This window comes from Paraburkholderia denitrificans (assembly GCF_042655705.1).
GTDB classification, from domain to species: Bacteria; Pseudomonadota; Gammaproteobacteria; order Burkholderiales; family Burkholderiaceae; genus Paraburkholderia; species Paraburkholderia denitrificans.
In genome coordinates, this window is record NZ_JBHSMP010000020.1 from 151,802 (window position 1) to 169,993 (window position 18,192).

At 66.1% G+C, this 18,192-nt stretch carries 18 protein-coding genes; 11 read left to right on the plus strand and 7 right to left on the minus strand.

Annotated features, from left to right (window positions below):
- The first annotated feature begins 169 nt into the window (after positions 1-169).
- From ACFPTO_RS17620 to ACFPTO_RS17665, 10 genes are read left to right on the plus strand one after another with little or no spacing between them, the layout of a single operon-like run.
- Entirely contained in the window at positions 170-826 is a 657-nt protein-coding gene (locus tag ACFPTO_RS17620; protein WP_377713186.1) for a COG4648 family protein, read from the plus strand.
- 39 nt (positions 827-865) lie between these two features.
- Positions 866-2,782 (plus strand): AMP-binding protein, encoded by a 1,917-nt coding sequence (locus ACFPTO_RS17625; protein WP_377713188.1) that lies wholly within the window; start codon positions 866-868, stop codon positions 2,780-2,782.
- On the plus strand, positions 2,779-3,786 hold the full coding sequence (locus tag ACFPTO_RS17630; protein ID WP_377713190.1) for an LpxL/LpxP family acyltransferase: 1,008 nt from the start codon (positions 2,779-2,781) through the stop codon (positions 3,784-3,786). The genes ACFPTO_RS17625 and ACFPTO_RS17630 overlap by 4 nt, the downstream gene beginning before the upstream one ends.
- Complete coding sequence (locus ACFPTO_RS17635; protein WP_377713192.1) at positions 3,783-4,430, plus strand: outer membrane lipoprotein carrier protein LolA; 648 nt, start codon at positions 3,783-3,785, stop codon at positions 4,428-4,430. The genes ACFPTO_RS17630 and ACFPTO_RS17635 overlap by 4 nt, the downstream gene beginning before the upstream one ends.
- Before the next feature lie 35 nt (positions 4,431-4,465).
- Positions 4,466-6,979, plus strand: a complete 2,514-nt coding sequence (locus ACFPTO_RS17640; RefSeq protein ID WP_377713343.1) for an MMPL family transporter — start codon at positions 4,466-4,468, stop codon at positions 6,977-6,979.
- Positions 6,976-7,968: a polysaccharide deacetylase family protein gene (locus ACFPTO_RS17645; RefSeq protein WP_377713194.1), complete on the plus strand. Its 993-nt coding sequence runs from the start codon at positions 6,976-6,978 to the stop codon at positions 7,966-7,968. The genes ACFPTO_RS17640 and ACFPTO_RS17645 overlap by 4 nt, the downstream gene beginning before the upstream one ends.
- On the plus strand, positions 7,965-9,173 hold the full coding sequence (locus ACFPTO_RS17650) for a beta-ketoacyl-[acyl-carrier-protein] synthase family protein (RefSeq protein WP_377713196.1): 1,209 nt from the start codon (positions 7,965-7,967) through the stop codon (positions 9,171-9,173). The genes ACFPTO_RS17645 and ACFPTO_RS17650 overlap by 4 nt, the downstream gene beginning before the upstream one ends.
- 7 nt (positions 9,174-9,180) lie before the next feature.
- Positions 9,181-10,008, plus strand: a complete 828-nt coding sequence (locus ACFPTO_RS17655) for a beta-ketoacyl synthase chain length factor (RefSeq protein ID WP_377713198.1) — start codon at positions 9,181-9,183, stop codon at positions 10,006-10,008.
- Positions 10,005-10,520 (plus strand): hotdog family protein, encoded by a 516-nt coding sequence (locus tag ACFPTO_RS17660; RefSeq protein WP_377713200.1) that lies wholly within the window; start codon positions 10,005-10,007, stop codon positions 10,518-10,520. Before ACFPTO_RS17655 ends, ACFPTO_RS17660 begins: the two co-directional genes overlap by 4 nt.
- Positions 10,517-10,774 (plus strand): hypothetical protein, encoded by a 258-nt coding sequence (locus tag ACFPTO_RS17665; RefSeq protein ID WP_377713202.1) that lies wholly within the window; start codon positions 10,517-10,519, stop codon positions 10,772-10,774. The genes ACFPTO_RS17660 and ACFPTO_RS17665 overlap by 4 nt, the downstream gene beginning before the upstream one ends.
- A gap of 82 nt (positions 10,775-10,856) precedes the next feature.
- Here ACFPTO_RS17665 and ACFPTO_RS17670 read toward each other — a convergent pair whose 3' ends face one another.
- From ACFPTO_RS17670 to ACFPTO_RS17695, 6 genes are all read right to left on the minus strand, one after another.
- Positions 10,857-12,383, minus strand: coding sequence for an FAD-dependent oxidoreductase (locus ACFPTO_RS17670; protein WP_377713203.1), 1,527 nt, complete (start codon positions 12,381-12,383; stop codon positions 10,857-10,859).
- 15 nt (positions 12,384-12,398) lie between these two features.
- Positions 12,399-13,325 (minus strand): UTP--glucose-1-phosphate uridylyltransferase GalU, encoded by a 927-nt coding sequence (gene galU, locus ACFPTO_RS17675; RefSeq protein WP_377713345.1) that lies wholly within the window; start codon positions 13,323-13,325, stop codon positions 12,399-12,401.
- Between the two features lie 480 nt (positions 13,326-13,805).
- Complete coding sequence (locus ACFPTO_RS17680; RefSeq protein WP_377713205.1) at positions 13,806-14,804, minus strand: DNA-binding protein; 999 nt, start codon at positions 14,802-14,804, stop codon at positions 13,806-13,808.
- 119 nt (positions 14,805-14,923) lie between these two features.
- Positions 14,924-15,313, minus strand: coding sequence for a hypothetical protein (locus ACFPTO_RS17685; protein WP_377713207.1), 390 nt, complete (start codon positions 15,311-15,313; stop codon positions 14,924-14,926).
- Between the two features lie 317 nt (positions 15,314-15,630).
- Positions 15,631-15,759, minus strand: coding sequence for a hypothetical protein (locus tag ACFPTO_RS17690; RefSeq protein WP_377713209.1), 129 nt, complete (start codon positions 15,757-15,759; stop codon positions 15,631-15,633).
- Positions 15,760-15,928: 169 nt separating this feature from the next.
- Positions 15,929-17,302, minus strand: coding sequence for a tryptophanase (locus ACFPTO_RS17695; RefSeq protein ID WP_377713211.1), 1,374 nt, complete (start codon positions 17,300-17,302; stop codon positions 15,929-15,931).
- Between the two features lie 12 nt (positions 17,303-17,314).
- Here ACFPTO_RS17695 and ACFPTO_RS17700 point away from each other — a divergent pair, with 12 nt between their 5' ends.
- Positions 17,315-17,500, plus strand: a complete 186-nt coding sequence (locus tag ACFPTO_RS17700; RefSeq protein ID WP_377713213.1) for a hypothetical protein — start codon at positions 17,315-17,317, stop codon at positions 17,498-17,500.
- Between the two features lie 123 nt (positions 17,501-17,623).
- Here ACFPTO_RS17700 and ACFPTO_RS17705 read toward each other — a convergent pair whose 3' ends face one another.
- On the minus strand, positions 17,624-18,121 hold the full coding sequence (locus ACFPTO_RS17705; RefSeq protein WP_377713347.1) for a hypothetical protein: 498 nt from the start codon (positions 18,119-18,121) through the stop codon (positions 17,624-17,626).
- Between the last annotated feature and the right edge of the window lie 71 nt (positions 18,122-18,192).

Below are 18,192 nucleotides of genomic sequence, written 5' to 3' on the forward strand. Positions count from 1 at the left end.
CCAGACCAACCGATTCCAACCGATTTCGACGTCCTGCCCTGACGTTTCCAGACATGCAGCACAATTTATCCCTTTTTCTACTGGCGAGCCTTTCCCTCTGCCGCAGCCCGTCGCGCTGCGGCCGGAAGGACGCTGTGCGAGCGGCGCCGACGCGCGCCGAGGCAACCCGGTGCGCGCGCTGAAGCCCTTCGCGCGCGGCGCGGCTGCGTTCGCGGGATTGCTGGCCTACGAGGCCGGCGCGCACCACGCGGCCGCAACGCCGGGCGAACACGGCTTCGGGCTTGCGCTCGTGCTCGCGCCGCTGTTCGTGATCGCGTTGTCGGCTGCGGCGCGCTCGCAGCGGCGAGCCTGGTTGCTGCCGCTGTGGGCACTGGTCTGCGCCGCGCTGTGGATCGCGCGCGAGCCGCTCGCGCAGCACTTCGCGTGGGGCCTTTATCTGGAGCACGCCGGTTTCAACCTGACGCTCGCGCTGGTGTTCGGCAGCACGCTGCTGCCCGGTCGCGAGCCGCTGTGCACGCAGTTTGCCGCGCTGATGGACGGCTCGCTCACGCCGCCCGTCAAGCGCTATACGCGACAGATCACCGTGGCGTGGACGCTCTTTTTCGTCGCGATCGCCGCGATTTCGACGGTGCTGTTCGCCACGGCGCCAATCGTCGAATGGTCGACGTTCGCCAATTACTTCGCGTTGCCGCTCGTCGGCGTCATGTTCGTGGCCGAGCATGCCTGGCGCCGCTTCGCGCTGCCGGACACGCGCCGCGCGGGCATGCTGGATGCTGTCAGGGCATATCGGCGGACGATGGCGCTACGCGCGGGCCGGGCGCCATGATGTCGCCGCGCCCGCCCCGCAACCGTTTCTGCTGACGTCATGTCGAGTTATCCGCTGCTATTTCACCCGGCACCCGGCCGGACCATCGCCTGGCGCGACGGCGCACCGGTTTCCGTGCGCACGTTCCTCGCGGATGTCGCCCGGGTCGCCGCCGCGCTCCCGGCCGGCGGCCATGTGTTTAACGTCTGCGTCGACCGCTACCGGTTCGCGGTCGGCCTGTGCGCGGCGCTCGTGGGCGGCAGGATCAGCCTGCTGCCGTCGACGCAAACTCCGGAAATGGTCCGCCAGCTGGCGTCGTTCGCCCCGGATACGTTCTGCCTGCACGATGCGGCCGACTGCACAATCGACTTGCCGCGCTTCCGGTTTCCCGAGCCTGGCGCGCCCGATGCGCACGACGACATCGCCGTGCCGCAGATCGACGCTGCGCAGGTCGTCGCCTACGTCTTCACGTCGGGCTCGACCGGTACGCCGGTGCCCCATCGCAAAACGTGGGGATTGCTCGTGCGCTGCGTGCGGGCCGCAGCCGAACGGCTCGGCCTGGCTGCCGATTCAGATCCGGATGGCGGTTCGGATGCCGGTTTGGATACAGGAACGTACACGCTGATCGGCACGGTGCCCGCGCAGCACATGTACGGCTTCGAATCGACGGTGCTGCTCGCGCTGATCGGCGGCCTCGCGTTCAGCAATCGCCAGCCGTTCTACCCGGCCGACGTGCGCGCCGAACTCGAAGCGGTGCCCGCCCCGCGCGTGCTGGTGACGACGCCCGTGCATCTGCGCGCGCTGCTCGCAACCGACCGGGCGCTGCCGGGCGCGTCGCTGGTGCTCTCGGCCACGGCGCCGCTCCCGCCGACGCTCGCCCGCGAAGCCGAGGCACGGCTCGCCGCACCGCTGATCGAGATCTACGGCAGCACCGAAACCGGCCAGATCGCCACGCGCCGGACCGCACAGGGCGATCCATGGCGCCTGCTGGCGGGCGTGCGCCTCGACACGAGTCCGCAGGCACACGGTGACGGGCAGGACAACCGGGCGAGCAACGAAGCGGGCGACGACGGCGGCCCGTGCGCCTGGGCGTCGGGCGGCCACATCGAAGAACCGGTGCCGATGGGCGATGCCATCGAACTGCTGGACGACAGCCATTTCCTGTTGCACGGTCGCAAGACCGACCTCGTGAATATCGCGGGCAAGCGGACCTCGCTCGCGTACCTGAACTATCAACTGAACGCGATCCCCGGCGTCGAGGACGGCGTGTTCTACATGCCGGACGAAGCGCCTTCGCCAGCCGGCGCGGCTGCGGATACGGACGCCGCGGCGAAGTTGGACAATTGCGCGGGCAACAACGTGGACAACCCCGCGTGCGGCGGACCGGTCGCGCGCCTGGCCGCGCTGGTCGTCGCCCCGCAGCTGAGCGCCGCCGACCTGCTGCACGCGCTGCGCGAGCGCATCGATGCGGCGTTCATGCCGCGCCCGCTGCGGTTCGTCGAGACGCTGCCGCGCAACGCGACCGGCAAGCTGCCGCGCGACGTGCTCGCGACGCTCGTTGCACAGCGCCCGAACGAGGCACAACCCGAGACGCAACCTGCCCAGGAAAACGCGGCCTCTAACACCGCGCCGCTCACGTTCACGATTCCCGCCGACCACCCGGCCTTGCCTGGCCACTTCCCCGGACAACCGATCGTCCCCGGCGTGGTGTTGCTCGATCACGCGCTCATGGCGCTCGGCGCGGCCTTGAACCGCTCGTTCGACAGGTGCCGCATCAACTCGGCAAAGTTCCTGAGCCCGGCGGCGCCGGGCGAAACGCTCGATGTCGGGTTCGAAAGCACGGCGAGCGGCGCGATCCGCTTCACGGTGCGCGCCGGTCAGCGCGAGGTCGCAAGCGGCGTGCTGTCCGCGCCGGACGTGCCGAACGCGCCGGACGCGCCAGACGCAGCCCAGGCCCACGGAGCGGCACGCACATGAAGCTCAACGGATGGGCCCAACACAAGGAGCGCAGCAATCTCACGCTGCTGCGCGTGATGACGTGGCTCTCGCTGCGCTTCGGGCGGCGTGCAGGCCGGTTCGTGCTGCACGCAATCGCCGCGTATTTCTTCCTGTTCGCGCGGCCGTCGCGCGAGGCGTCGCGCTGTTATCTGCGCCGCGCGCTCGGCCGCCCGGCAACATGGCGCGATGTGTACCGGCACGTGTTCACGTTCGCGTCGACGATTCACGACCGCATCTATCTGCTGAACGACCGTTTCGACCTGTTCGATATCCGCGTGCGCGGCGAAACGCATGTCATCGACGCACTCGCCGGCGGACGCGGCGCGTTCCTGGTCGGCGCGCACCTCGGCAGCTTCGAGGCGATCCGCGCGGTCGGCCGCACGCAGCCGGACCTGCGCGTCGCCGTCACGATGTACGAAGACAACGCGCGCAACATCAACGCGATCCTCGCGACCGTGAATCCCGACGCGAAGCCGGAGGTGATCGGCCTCGGGCGCGTCGACGCGATGCTGAAGGTGAGCGAGGCGCTCGAGTCCAACACGATGGTCGGCATGCTCGCGGACCGCTCGCTGCTGCGCGACAGCGGCTCGTCGACGCAGACGGTGCCTTTTCTCGGCGCCCCGGCCGCCTTCCCGCTCGGCCCGCTGCACATGGCGGCCATGCTCAGGCGCCCGGTGATCTTCATGACGGCGCTGTACCGCGACGACAATCGCTACGACATCCACTTCGAGCAGCTCGCCGATTTCACGGACGTGCCGCGCGAGCGTCGCGCGAGCGAGGTGCAGGCGGCACTGACGCGCTATGTCGCACTGGTCGAGCAGTGCTGCGTCGCCGCGCCCTATAACTGGTTCAACTTCTTCGACTTCTGGCAGGACGCCGACGCGCGCCGCCATGATGAAGTCACGCGCGAAATAGCCCGCGAAATCACGCGCGAAGCCCCGCGCACGCGAACCGTCATGCCACGCGTGACCTCCGACACATGACGCCGATGCAACGCCCTCTCCCTGTGCGCGCGCGCTTCGCCGCCGCTGCGGTTGCGCTGTCGACCGTTGCCGCTGCCGTCTCGCTCGCCCTCCCGTGCGGCGCCGTCGCGGCGGCTACAACTGTTGCCTCTGATACCTGGACGCTCGACCGGCTGATGGCCACGCTCGCGCAAAACCGCTCGGGACACGCGACGTTCACCGAAACCAGGTACCTGTCGATCGCGTCGCGTCCGGTGGAGTCGTCAGGCGAGCTGATGTTCGCCGCGCCGGATCATCTGGAAAAGCGCACCGTCAGCCCGACGCCCGAAGATCTCGTGGTCGAGGGCGACCGTGTCACCGTCACGCGCGGCGGCCACCGCTACACGCTGGCGCTCGATCGATATCCGGAGGTGGCCGCGTTCATCGAAAGCATTCGCGCGACGCTCGACGGCAATCGCTACACGCTCGAACAGCTGTACAAGGTTGCGATTGCGGGCCAGGGCGACGGCTGGACGCTGACGCTCACGCCGCTCGACGCACGCATGCTGAAGGTCGTCAGCACGATCACGCTCGACGGTACGCGCGACCAGTTGCAGACGGTGACGATCCGGCAGGCCGACGGCGACCATTCGGTGATGCGTCTGCGAGACGCATCGGCCCGTTAAAGCCGGTTGAAACCCGCTCAGGTTCGCTAATCATGATGCTGCAGAGCCCGCCACGTCTCACCGCGCATCGACGCCTGCGAGCGTTGCTGGAGCGGCGCGCCGTGCTGCTGTGGCTGCTGTGCCTCGCCGCGTGCGGCATCGCGATCGCTCACGCGCGCTTCACGGCGGACCTGTCCGCATTCCTGCCGCGCTCGCCGGATGCCCGCCAGCAGGTGCTCGTCGATCAGTTGCGCGACGGTCTGCCCTCGCGGCTGATCCTCGTCGCGATCGAGGGCGGCGCGCCCAATGACAGCGCCGCGCGCGCCACGCTGTCGCGCGAGCTTGCGGCCGCGCTGCGCCACGATCCGCAGTTCGTGTCGGTCAACAACGGCGAGCCCGTGAGCGACGCGCGCGATCAGCAGTTCATCTTCGATCACCGCTACCTGCTGAGTCCGGCGGTCACGCCCGCACGCTTTTCCGCCGCCGGACTGCACGCCGCGCTCGGCGAGAGCCTCGATCTGCTCGCGTCGTCGGCGGGGCTCGTCGAAAAGGCGTTGCTGCCGCACGATCCCACCGGCGAAGTCGCCGCGCTCGTGAGCCAGCTCGACAGCGGCGCGCTGCCCGCGTCGAGCCATGGCGTGTGGGCATCGCGCGACGGGCAGCGCGCCGTGCTCGTCGTGCAGACGGCGAGCGCCGGTTCGGACACCGATGCGCAGGCCCGTGCGATAGCCGCCGTGCGGCACGCGTTCGAGGCGGCGACGCGAGCGCAGCCGAATGCGTCTGAATACAGGCTGCTGATGACGGGCCCCGGCGTGTTCTCGGTCCAGACGCGCGACGCGATCCGGCATGACGTCGAGCGTCTGTCGTCGATGAGCCTCGTGCTCGTGGTCGCGCTGCTGCTGACCGTCTACCGCTCGCCGCTTACGCTCGCGCTCGGGCTGCTGCCGGTGCTGTCCGGCATCGCGGCCGGGCTCGCGGCGGTCAGTCTCGCGTTCGGCACCGTGCACGGCTTGACGCTCGGCTTCGGCACCACGCTGATCGGCGAGGCGGTCGATTACTCGATCTATCTGTTCGTGCAGTCCTCGAATGTCGCCACTGCGGCTTCGACGAGTGCATGGATCGAACGCTACTGGCCCACCATCCGGCTCGGCGTGCTGACCTCGATTTGCGGCTTCGCGTCGATGCTGTTCTCCGGCTTCCCGGGACTCGTCCAGCTCGGGCTTTATTCGCTCGCCGGGCTGACGGCGGCGGCGGTCGTCACGCGTTTCGTGCTGCCGGCGCTCGGCAGCCACCGCCGCGCCGTGCGCGACACGTCGCGTGCAGGCGCGGTGCTCGCGCGCGCGTTGCAATTCGCGCCGCGGCTGCGCTGGCCGTTCGGCGCGCTGCTCGTGGCGGCCATCGCGGTGCTCGCGATGCATCGCGGCAACCTGTGGAGCCACGAACTCGCCGCGCTGAGCCCGGTGCCCGCGCAGAGCCTGGCGCTCGATACGAGTCTGCGCGCCGATGTCGGCGCGCCCGATGTGCGTTTTCTGGTGGTGATCCCCGGTGCGAGCGAACAGGCCGCGCTCGAAGGCGCGGAGAAAGTGTCGGCGCGGTTGCAGCCGCTGGTCGATGGCGGTGTGCTCGCGGGCTTTGAGAGCCCCGCACGCTTCCTGCCGAGCGACGCAGCGCAGCGCGCGCGCCTGGCCAGCCTGCCGGACGCCGACGTGCTGACCGCACGCATACGCACGGCTGTCGCGAACCAGACGATCGACGTGAAACCGGATCTGTTCGCGCCATTCATCGCCGACGTAACCCGCGCGCACGCGCAACCGCTGTTGCGCCGCGCCGATCTGCAAGGCACCTCGATGGCGCTCGCCGTCGATGCCCTCTTGAGCGAGCGCAACGGGCACTGGAACGCGATGCTTTCGCTGCGCACGCCCGCGCAAACCGGCACGAACGCCACGGATGTCACGAACGCCGCGCAACAGCCGAGCCTCGACGCCGCGCGGATTCGCGCCGCCGTCGCGCGCGCCGGGGTGCCCGGTGCGCTGTTCGTCGACCTGAAGGCCGAAGCCGACCGCCTGTATGTCAACTACCTGCGTGAAGACCGGCGTCTCGCTCTCGCGGGCTTCGTGGCCATCGCCGCCCTGCTGCTGGTCGCGCTGCGTTCGCCGCAACGTGTCGCCCGGACGCTGGCCCCGCTCGTCGCCGCCGCGCTGGTCGTGAGCGCCGGGCTCACACTCGCGGGCACGCCGCTGACGCTGCTGCACCTGATCGGCATGTTGCTGATCGTCGCCGTCGGTTCGAACTACGCACTGTTCTTCAACCAGCCCGCCCATGCAGCCGATGGCGCGGCGACGATCGCGCCGCAAACGCTCGTCTCGCTGTTGATCGCGAATCTCGCCACGGTGGCGGGCTTCGGGCTGCTCTCGCTGTCCCACGTGCCGATGCTCGCGAGCTTCGGGCTGACCGTCGGCCCCGGCGCGATCCTCGCGCTGCTGTTCTCGGCGATTCTCGCGCCGACGGCCGGGCAAACCGCAAAACAAACCACAGTGCCAACAGCAGGCCGCAGCGGAGATGCGACATGACCAACCCGTCGCCGACTGAAGCCGCCATCGCCGCAGCGACGCCCGGTATCGCGCGGCGCTGGCGGCCCACGCCGCTGATCGCGGGCGCGTCGGCGCTGCACGTCGGCGCAGCGTCAGCCGTGGCATTCGCCCCGGCAATGTGGCCGTGGGCGGCGGGCAGCGTGATCGCATCGCATCTCGTCCTGGTCGCTGCGGGACTGTGGCCGCGCAGCGCGTTGCTGGGACCGAACTGGACCGTGCTGCCCGAACACGCCGCCGGTCAGATCGCACTCACCATCGATGACGGCCCGCATCCCGAAGTGACACCCCGCGTGCTGGATCTGCTCGACCGCCATGGCGCTCAGGCGACGTTCTTCTGCATCGGCAACGCGGCGCGCCGCTACCCGCAGTGGATCGAAGCGATCGTCGCGCGCGGCCACGCGGTGGAAAACCACAGTCAGCAGCACCGTCACAATTTCTCGCTGCTCGGCCCCGGCGCGCTGCGGCGCGAAATCCAGGCCGCGCAGAACACGCTGGCCGAAATCAGCGGAGTCCGTCCGCTGTTCTTTCGCGCCCCAGCCGGGCTGCGCAATCCGTTCCTCGAGCCGGTGCTGTGCGAACTCGGTCTCACGCTGGTGAGCTGGACCCGGCGCGGCTTCGACACCCGCACGCGCGAGCCCGCCGTCGTGACCGAACGCCTGCTGCGCGGACTCGCGCCGCGCGACATCCTGCTCCTCCACGACGCCAACGCCGCGCGCGACGCGCGCGGCGAACCGGTGGTGCTCGGCGCGCTGCCCGCAGTGCTCGAAGCCGCTGCTGCAGCGGGCCTGCGCTGCACGACGCTGCGCGCGGCGCTCACGCCCGCCACGCTCACCACGCCCGCTGCGTCGGCGGCCGTCCCCGCCGGAACACGCGTCGCGCCGGGCGGTCTTGATAATATTCGGAGCGACGGCACCCGCATGACCGCGTGCCCGACGCCCCAAACCAGCCACGGGAATCGACAACGTTGAAACCGCTCCTGCTCACGCACTTCACGGCCACGAGTTGCCTCGGACGGGGCCTCGACGCCACGCTCGCCGCGCTGCGCGCCGGGCACGGCGGCCTCGCACGCTGCGACTTCGAGGACGTGATTCTCGACACCTGGGTCGGCGCGGTGGACGGCGTCGATGCACAACCGGTTCGCGCCGATCTCGCCGACTTCGAGTGCCGCAACAACCGCCTCGCACAGATCGGTCTCAACCAGGACGATTTCGCAGGCCACGTCGAGCGCGCCGTCGCGCGTCATGGCGTCGAGCGTATCGGCGTGTTCATCGGCACGAGCACCTCCGGCATCCTCGAAACAGAACGCGCCTACCAGCGGCGCGACCCGGCAACGGGCGCGCTGCCCGGCGGCTTTCACTATGCCGAAACGCACAACACGTACTCGGCGGCCGCTTTCGTGCGCGCGTATTTCGGGCTGCGCGGCCCCGCGATGGCCATTTCGACCGCCTGCTCCTCAGGCGCGAAGGTCTTCGCGGCGGCGCGCCGGATGATCGAAGCGGGCCTGATCGATGCGGCTGTCGTCGGCGGCGTCGATTCGCTGTGCCTGACCACGCTGTACGGATTCAATTCGCTCGAACTGCTCTCGCGGCAGCCATGCCGGCCATTCGACACCGCACGCGACGGCATTTCCATCGGCGAAGCGGCGGCATTCGCGCTGCTCGAACGCACGAGCGATGCGCCGCTCGCCGACAACGCCATCCTGCTGCTCGGCGTCGGCGAGTCAAGCGACGCGCATCACATGTCGTCGCCGCATCCGCAAGGGCTGGGCGCGCGCATGGCGATCGAACAGGCGCTGGCGTCGGCGGGCCTCGACGCGAACGCCATCGACTACATCAACCTGCACGGCACGGCCACGCCGAGCAACGACGCTGCCGAAAGCCGCGCCGTCACCGCGCTGTTCGACGGCACGCCGTGCAGCTCCACCAAGGGCGCCACCGGCCATACGCTCGGCGCGGCGGGTGCGCTCGAAGCGGTGATTTCGGCGCTCGCCTTGCGCGATCAGCAACTGCCCGCCGGCATCAACACGACGCAGGTCGATCCGATGCTTGCGCCACTCGACTACGTATTGACGAGCCGCGCCGCGCGCGTGGGCGTCGTGCTCAGCAACTCGTTCGGCTTCGGCGGCACGAATTGCAGCCTCGTGCTTGCCCGCGCCGGGCACGCCCACCTCTGAGTTCGCCATGACCCGACTGAGCGCATTCATCGAAAGCGTCGGGCTGCTCGGGCCCGGACTGAACGACTGGCCGCACGCGGCCCAGGTACTCGCGCAACGCGCGGCCTACGCGAGTGCCCTCACGGTGGTGCCGTCGCCCGCCTGCCTGCCGAGCGCCGAGCGGCGCCGCACCGGCGCGGCCGTGCGTGTCGCCCTCGCGGTCTGCCAGGAAGCCGCGGCGGCAAGCGCGCGCGACCCCGCCACGCTCGCGAGCGTATTCACCTCATCGGGCGGCGACAGCTACAACTGCCACGCCATCTGCGAAGCACTCGCGGGCCACGACCGGCAGTTCTCGCCGACCCGCTTTCACAACTCGGTGCACAACGCGCCCGCCGGTTACTGGGGCATCGCATCGGGCGCGATGGCGGCGTCCACTGTGCTGTGCGCGCACGACGGCAGCTTCGCCGCGGGCCTGCTCGACAGCCTGTGCCAGGTCGCGGTTGATGCGACGCCCACGCTGCTGGCCGCCTTCGATACCGACTACCCGGAGCCGATGCGCGCCGTGCGGCCGATTCCGGGGATATTCGGCGTCGCCATGGTGCTCGCGCCGCAAGCCAGTCCACGTTCGCTGGCGCGGATCGAGGTGCAGCTCACCGATGCGCCGTCCACCGTCCTAGCGAGCCAGGAACTCGAGCAGTTGCGCCGGGACATTCCTGCCGCACGCGCATTACCGCTGCTCGAAGCGCTGGCAATGCAGCGTCGGGCGAGTGTGGTGCTCGATTACCTGTCCGACACGCGCCTGCACGTCGATGTCGTGCCGTCGAACGTGGCAGGAAACAGCGCGCTCGCGTCATGAACTCGCCGGATACGCCACTCACAACGCCACCCACGCCGCTCGGCCGCGACTGGATTGCCGCGCACATCCCTCATGCGGGCTCGATGTGTCTGCTCGACGAAGTTGTCACCTTCGATGACGAACGCATTCGCTGCACCGCCACGAGCCACCTGGATGCCGCCAATCCGCTGCGCGCGAACGGGCGGCTTGCGGCGGTATGCGGGATCGAATACGCGGCTCAGGCCATGGCGGTGCACGGCGCCGTGGTTGGTGCCGCACCTGGCGCAATGCCTGGCTCGGCGCGCGAGCGTCCGCGCGTGGGCTACCTCGCCAGCGTGCGCAGCGTCGAGGCCTACGTCGAGCGGCTGGACGACCTCGACGCGCCGTTGACGATCGAGGCCGAGCGCGTGAGCGGCGACACGCGTACGATTCTTTATCGCTTCGCGATCCACTGCGGCGCACGCCTGATCCTGGCGGGCCGTGCCGCCGTGATGCTCGATGCGAATGCAAACCCGAAAGGAAGCACTGCATGAAAATCCGGAAAATCCTGCTGGCGGCCGCGGTCCTCGCATCGATGAGCCAGGTCGCGCACGCCGATCTTCACGAAGTCGGCCACGATATCAAGACCACCACAGTCAGCGCGGGGCGGAAGGTGGGCCATGCCGCACGCGACGCCGGCCACGCGACGGCCCACGCCGCGAAAACCGTCGGCCACGGCATTGCGGATGCGTCGAAACATGGCTATCACGCCGTCAAGGACGCATTCCACAAGCACGACTCCAAATAAGCGCACCACATAGCGCACCACATAACGCACCACATAACGCACCAGCCGGCATCGCTGCGGCGTCAAGGCGAGTCAAGGCCAATCAAGGTGAATCGCGCTCCATCTCGACTTCGGCCCGCAGACTATCCACGTCGCGGTAAATCGACGCGGCAGCGATCACACGTCCGGCTCGCTTGTAGCGCAGCACGCAGTCGCGCGCCGCAATACTGCCTTCAATCAAGAGTTCATCCCAGCTTTCCGCGTGCCCGACGTAGTTGATCGGAACGTCGTAGTGCTGGCTCCAGAAGAACGGCACGGCATCGAATTTCTCATGTCCGCCGATCAGGTTCATCGCTGCGGTTTGCCCCTGACGTTGCGCGACGACCCAATGCTCGACGCGAATGTCCGCACCGCTGTGCGGATCGGGCCAGCGCGCGATATCGCCCGCAGCGAAGATGCCGGGCACACTCGTCTGCAGGCAGGCATCGACCACCACGCCCCGGTTGATCGCGAGGCCCGCCTGCTCGGCCAGCGTCAGTCGCGGCCGCACGCCGACGCCAGCCACAACGAGGTCGGCCTCCACGCTGCCGCCCGCTTTGAGCGATACACGCTGCACGTCGATGGCGTCGACGGTGTTCTCCAGATGAAACACGACACCGTGTTCCTCATGCAGCTGACGCACGAAATCACCCATCTCCGGGCCCAGCACACGCTCCATCGGACGCCGCTCGGGCGCCACGACATGTACTTCGAGTCCACGCGTGCGCAATGACGCCGCCACTTCCAGTCCGATAAAGCTGGCTCCGATCACGACCACGCGCCGCGCACTCGCCGCGCGAGCGATGATGGCGCGACTGTCGGCCAGCGAGCGAAGCGTATAAACGTGCGGCAAATCCATGCCGGGGATCGGCAAGCGAATCGCTTCCGCGCCGGTCGCCAGCAACAGGCGATCGTAGGGCACCCTGCTGCCATCCGCGAGTTCCACTTCCCGCGCGGCGATGTCGAGGCGTACTGCGTTGGCCTTGAGCCGCAAATCGATGCGTTGATCCGCGTAGAAGGCATCGTCGCGAAGCCAGACCCACTCCTCGGGCGCGCCGCCGGCCAGGTAGTCTTTGGAGAGATTAGGACGGTCCACGGGCGCTGCGTCGTCGTCGCTCAGCATCGTCAGACTGCCTGCGTAGCCGAGCCGCCGTAGACGCTCGGCAGCGGCAAAACCCGCCGCCCCTGCGCCGACGATGACGATTTTCTGCGGCGCTCCAGCGGGCACGGACACGGAACCGGCGGCTGGAGCAAGCTTGTGCAGCACAAAGACCTTGTCGCCGCGAATGGCCGTGGACCAGCACGAGACCGGACTCAGCGCCGGCGCACGCACCGCCTCGCCCGTACGCAGGTTGAAGCATGCGTGATGCCACGGGCACCGTACCGTGTCTCCGACGATCAACCCTTCGGAGAGCGGCCCGTGATAGTGCGTACAGGCCGCATCGACCGCGAGGAATTCATCGCCAACCCGCGCGATCATGACCGTGTCGTCACCAACATGGCCCGCCAACAGGCCAGTTGTGCCAAAAGATTCGAGGGGCACGCCCTGGGCCAGGTCGGGACCGTTTTCACTTCCTGTATCACTGCTCATGCGAACCTCCACGAGTCAATGGTGCAATGTGCCCCGCGCGCCGGGAGCGGGCTGGCCGGGCACTGCTCCTGCCGCGCCGACGCGCGCGCGTAACCATGCGTCGAACGCGTCATGCACTTCCGCGTGCCGCAACGCAAAGTCGACCGTTGCCTGGAGATACCCCAGTTTGGTGCCGCAGTCGTAGCGCGTACCCTCGAATTCATAGGCCAGCACCTGCTCGTCCTTGAGCATCGAATGAATCGCGGCGGTCAACTGAATCTCGCCGTTCCCGGCCGGTTTGACCCGGCGCAGATGCGAGAAAATACTCGGCATCAGCACATAGCGCCCAGCCACGCCAAAACTGGATGGCGCCGTTTCGGGCGAAGGTTTCTCCACGATGTCGCTGACGGCGATGATCCGCTCGTCCCAATGCCGTCCGTCGATCACGCCGTGACTCGATGCTTCGCCTGACTCGAATTCTTCGACGGCCACGACCGAAGAGTCGTAGTGGCTGAAGATGGGCACCATTTGCGCGAGGACGGGCGGCTTGCCCTCAAGCAGATCGTCGGCAAGGACCACCGCAAAGGGTTCGTCTCCGATCAGCTTCTCCGCACAGAGCACAGCGTGACCGAGTCCGAGCGGTTCGGCTTGCCGCACGTAGATACATTCGACCCCGGGTGGCTTGATGCTCTGCACGAGCTCGACGAGGCTCTGACTGCCTCGTGCTCTTAAAACATGTTCGACTTCGTACGATTTGTCGAAATGGTCTTCAATCACACGTTTTCCGCGCCCCGTCACGAATATCAATTCGGTAATCCCGGCGGCGATGGCTTCTTCAACGGCATATTGGATGAGTGGCTTGTCGATCACGGGCAGCATTTCCTTCGGACTCGCTTTGGTCGCCGGTAGAAAGCGCGTATCGATTCCCGCTACCGGGAACACTGCCTTATGAACACCCAGCATGATGACCTCACCCTTTCTGGTAGAGCCAGACGCAACGTTTGCCAACTTCAAACCAGCACTGCCCGCGAGACCTGCGTTCATTGTAGAACTAGCGTCGACGCGAAGTGAGCACGTTCGATGCGACAGGTCGCGTGTTTTGACGCGTAATGAATAAATTGCTCGTCACGATCGCGAAGCGAGCCGCCTGCGCGGAAATCGTCTTTCAAATTGGGGGGTTTTCGCATCGGCATGACCGGGCGACATACGGGTGAGCGAGACGTGGCAGAACGCGTGAAGCGCGCCGATCTGGCTTTGTATCGTGCGAAGGAGACCGGGAGAAACCGGGTCGAGGTGGGTTGATATCGCTCGCGCGTGTTGCAACGTGTTGCGACGTATTGCGACGTTGTGCGACGTTGTGCGTGTCAAACGAGCCGTGTCGCAAGAGCGGCCAGATTCGCCCCTGTCACCGTAGCGCAAAGGATTCACGCTGCCATCTCGCGGTCATCGCGATTTGGCCGATCCTTGCTTTGCAGCCGTCTTTGCAGCCGCCTTCGTGGCCGTACGCGTCGATTTCACGCCGCGCCCCGTGCGCTGCACGGCGGCATCCGTATCCAGCGGCTTCGGAGTAACGGCGTCGCGTTCCTGCGCGCGCGCATCCTGCGTTGCGCGCAAGGCATCCAGATGACCTTCGAGCACGCCCGCCCGATGGTGCAGATCGCCCAATTGCGACTGCAAAGACTGGATCTCGGCGCGGGCATTCTCCTCGGCGCGGGCAACGCGTTGCAGTTGTGCGTTCGCAGTGCGCTCGCGCTCGATTTCCAGCAGCACGCGCTTTTCCGACGCCTCGAGACGCGTCTCGGCGAGTTCCGTGCTCGCCCGCTGCGTATCGAGTTGCGCGGCGAACTCGGCGCGCACTTGCGCGAGCGCCGCATCGCGCTCGCGGATTTCCTGCTGGAAGCGCGCGAGTTCGCTCTTTAGCGCGCCGTTCTCCGCCTCGGTCGCGGCTTGCGCCTGCTCCAGTTCGTGGATGCGGACCTGCGCCGCGAGCAACGCACCCGTACGCTGCTCCAGCGCGAGTTCGGTGCGCATGAGATCCGCCTCGCGCGCGGTGACCGAAACTTGAGCCGCCTCGCTCACTTGCTCGACCTCTTCGCGCAACGCGGCCAGCGACGCCTGCGCCGCCGCATTCGCGCGTATCCATAGCGCACCGATGAATTCGCCCGCAGCGCCTTGCAGATCTTCCGGCAAATCCGCATGCTCGATTCGCACGCGGCTCTTTTCGCGCAAATCGGACCAGAATTCGGCCAGCACGGTAGTGGGCGTGCCCATGCTGCCGCGCCGCACCAGCTGATAGAGCCGGTTGGCCGTAGGCGTGATGCCGAAGCGGAAGAACATGAGCGCACATACTTCGCGATAGAGCTCGCGGGTTTTCGGGAACTCGGCCTTCAACCGCTCGATTTCGGTGGCAAGGCGGGTTTCGTCGGCAATCGCGTCGGGCATGGCTTAATCATCCGGGAAGCAAGCGTAAATAATACGATGTAAAACGTTGAATTTCCAACTTACGTCCGGCTCATTTGCCCGCTCATTTGTCGGATATCAGGCCGCCGAGCCGCACCGGTTCATCGCGCCTGCGCAGCCGATGCGCTCCCCTGCACCGTGCCGAATACGCCAATTCGTTCGTCGTGTGCGGTGACGAACTGTCCTTCAGTGGCGTTGTGATCTGATGGAATTGCGCGGTTGCGTAACTTGCACCCTCGTTGCACCCTCATTGCAGCCGCGCCGACGTGCCAAAAAACAGACACGCGTGAATAAATATCGAAGTAAGTGCGCGAAAGGCGCATGCTGGTACGCGCGATGCTGCGAAGTTGTTTAGGGAAACGAGCGTTTCTCCACCACGCTACGCAGCCGACGTACCACAACCGGGCGCCCATGCGCAAAACGAGTCGAAGAAGCGAACTGGCCGCGATATCCGTCTCTGCTCGGAACATTGCGCCAAGTTCTCTCGCCATAGACTGGTTTCGAGACCGGATAACAGCCGGGCGCGACCACCGGGACAGAAGTAATGGGGGCAGCAATGAGAGTCAATAACTGGATTGTGGTGCTGGACTGCGCATACATGGAGTACACGAGCTGGCGCGGCAAGAATGTCTACCGGCGCACCGTCGCCTACGATCGGGTCGTGTGGTGTTAAAGCGCAGCGCCCAGGGTTCGCCGCCGGGTAACAGTTGAATCCGGTTGAATTTTTTACTTGTTGCCTGCGAAACAACGAAGCGAACCGCGTGCGGTGCGGGTGCAAGACTCCCGCAACGCATCGTGTTCGAGCCAGTTAAATAATGCGCTGAACCGCCCGGGCCGAACCTGTGATGTCCTGACCGAAGCCGGCAATCGTATTGCAGCCCGCCAACGAAAACACAGTGCCCGCCAGCAGCGCTATCGCCACACAACGTTTAATCATTTACACCTCACGCCTGATAAGAAAACGGAATCATAAAGTCATTACGTCCTATATAACGGCGCGATGATGCCATTTCTTGACAGGCCCATGCCAGGGCAGCCGAGACTACGCTGGCAAGGGCATGCGCGGCGCGGCGTTTCAGTCCTCGCTGCCCGACGTTCGGATACGCTCAATCGGCCCAGGCGAACTCGGCGGTGAAGTGCCGCAAGAATTTGGGTTGCTTGACGATCGTCACGCCGCGGATGCTCGCCGCGCTCGCCTTGACTTCGGCGATGACTTCAGCCGCATAGTCGAAGTGCGATTGCGTGTACATGCGGCGCGGAAACGCCAGTCGCAGCAGCTCCATCTTGTGATAAGTCTCGCTGCCGTCGTCGAGGCGTTTGCCGAACATGACCGAACCAATCTCGACACCGCGGATCCCGCCTTCGAGATACAGCGCATTGCACAGCGCCCACGCCGGATAGTGCGCGACCGGCATATCGGGCAGCACCGTGCGCGCGTCGATATACACGGCATGGCCGCCGGTCGGCTTCACGTAGCCGACACCCGCCGCATCGAGCTTTTCGCCGAGATACTCGGCGGTGCGCAAACGGTAGCGCAGGTAGTCCTCGTCGAGTCCCTCTTCGAGGCCGACGGCGAGCGCTTCGAGGTCGCGTCCGGCGAGCCCGCCATAGGTCGGGAAACCCTCCATCATGATCAGGTTGTTGCGGATCGCATCGATCCAGCAATCGTCGCGCAGCACGATAAAACCGCCGATGTTGACCATGCCGTCCTTCTTGGCGCTCATCGTCGCGCCATCGGCATAGGAGAACATCTCGGCGGCGATATCGGCAACCGGCGTATTGGCGTAGCCCGGCTCGCGCATCTTGATGAACATCGCGTTCTCGGCGAAGCGGCAGATGTCGAGAACGAGCGGCTTGCCGTACTGCTTGAGCAGCTTCGAGTAAGCGCGAATGTTCGCCATCGATACAGGCTGACCACCGCCCGTATTGTTGGTGACGGTCAGCATGCCGAACGGGATGCGGTCTCCCTCGGATTTGAGCAGCGCCTCGGCACGCGCGAGATCGATGTCGCCCTTGAACGGATGAACGAGGCTCGGCTGCAAGCCTTCGGGAATGACCAGATCGACGGCTTCGACGCCGAGGTATTCGAGGTTCGCGCGCGTCGTGTCGAAGTGGCAGTTGTTGGGAACGATGTCGCCGCTCTTGCAGGTCGCCGTGAACAGCACCTTCTCAGCCGCACGGCCCTGGTGGGTGGGCACGACGTGCAGCATGCCGGTGATCTTGCGGATCGTTGCTTCGAGCCGGTAAAAACTCCGGGCGCCGGCGTAGCTCTCGTCGCCCTCCATAATCGCGCCCCACTGGCGCGAGGACATCGCGCCAGTGCCGGAGTCGGTCAGCCAGTCGATCAGCACGTCCTCGGCGCGCAACTTGAAGACATTGAGCTTCGCCTCTTCGAGCATGCGCACGCGTTCTTCACGCGCGGTCATGCGGATGGGCTCGACGCTCTTGATGCGGAAGGGTTCGATGAGTGTTTTCGGCATGGTGTCTCCCCGATGCATATTTTGGAAAGCGCCAAAAGTATGTCGGGGCGACACGGCACGGTGTCGGTTTTTCGCAACGTTTCTGAAAAATTCTCGATCGTGCGCATGCAGCGCAAGGTCGATGCATCAGGGAATCGACACCGCTTGCAGCCGCCGCTGCGAGCGTTCGGAGGTCATGCAATGAATGGCCCGTGCTGAAACAAGGGGGCAAAAGAAAAGCGAGCACGGCATCGACGCGCTCGCTTTTGGCCGTTCAGGCGATGAATGCGCAGCGTGCATTCATCGATATTGCCGTGATTCGACTGTGCAATCGCACGCGCCTTAAACCGCTTTCGAAGGACGGCCGGTCTTGACGGTTTCAACGGCGGCAATCGCCGCGAGGAGGCGTTTCTCGGACGTCGACTCAAGCAACTGCAAACCAGCACGCAGCAGCTCGCTCTTCTTCACTGTGACGCCCGCATCGAGACACTTCTTCTTGAGGATTGCAATCTTCTCGTAGTCGGTCTTGGGCATCGTGAAACTGTCGCGCACCACCTTTTCCTTCTTTGCGCTGACCTTTTTCGGGTTTTCTTTCTTCGTGCGAGCGGATTTACCGTTCAGAGCCGGTTCGGCAGCCACGACCTCGGTCGCTTCCGGCTTGGCCTTGGCCTCCGTTGCTTCCGGTTTGGCCTTGGCCTTCGTCTTCACGCGCGTAGCCGCGGCACTGCGCTTCGCGGATTTGGCCGCGGGCTTTTCCACCGGTTTTTCTTCATGTGCTTCGGCGGATTTCGGGAAATGAAAAGCCTTTTTCGTGGGCTCACGCAGGTTTGGATTGGTCATGTTGGTCACCCGTATCACGGAGAAAACAGTATATACCGTTTCCCACGTTTGTAGCTAATTTACACGCCGGA